General features: G+C 55.9%; 1 rRNA gene. It reads right to left on the bottom strand.

Features of this window, described 5'->3' with window-relative positions:
- Nucleotides 1–549, bottom strand: a 23S ribosomal RNA gene (locus tag ACOTX1_RS23830); the annotation flags it as partial.

Raw genomic sequence — 549 nt, 5'->3', positions numbered from 1 at the left:
TGCCATTGGCATGACAACCCGAACACCAGTGATGCGTCCACTCCGGTCCTCTCGTACTAGGAGCAGCCCCCCTCAATTCTCCAGCGCCCACGGCAGATAGGGACCGAACTGTCTCACGACGTTCTAAACCCAGCTCGCGTACCACTTTAAATGGCGAACAGCCATACCCTTGGGACCTACTTCAGCCCCAGGATGTGATGAGCCGACATCGAGGTGCCAAACACCGCCGTCGATATGAACTCTTGGGCGGTATCAGCCTGTTATCCCCGGAGTACCTTTTATCCGTTGAGCGATGGCCCTTCCATTCAGAACCACCGGATCACTATGACCTGCTTTCGCACCTGCTCGCGCCGTCACGCTCGCAGTCAAGCTGGCTTATGCCATTGCACTAACCTCCTGATGTCCGACCAGGATTAGCCAACCTTCGTGCTCCTCCGTTACTCTTTGGGAGGAGACCGCCCCAGTCAAACTACCCACCAGACACTGTCCGCAACCCGGATCACGGGTCTACGTTAGAACACCAGCCATTAAAGGGTGGTATTTCAAGGA

The organism is Enterobacter cloacae complex sp. IR5401, from assembly GCF_049238425.1.
Taxonomy (GTDB): Bacteria; Pseudomonadota; Gammaproteobacteria; order Enterobacterales; family Enterobacteriaceae; genus Enterobacter; species Enterobacter hormaechei_C.
The sequence above is the reverse complement of the archived record's forward strand: the minus strand, read 5'-3'. Positions and strand labels throughout refer to the sequence as shown.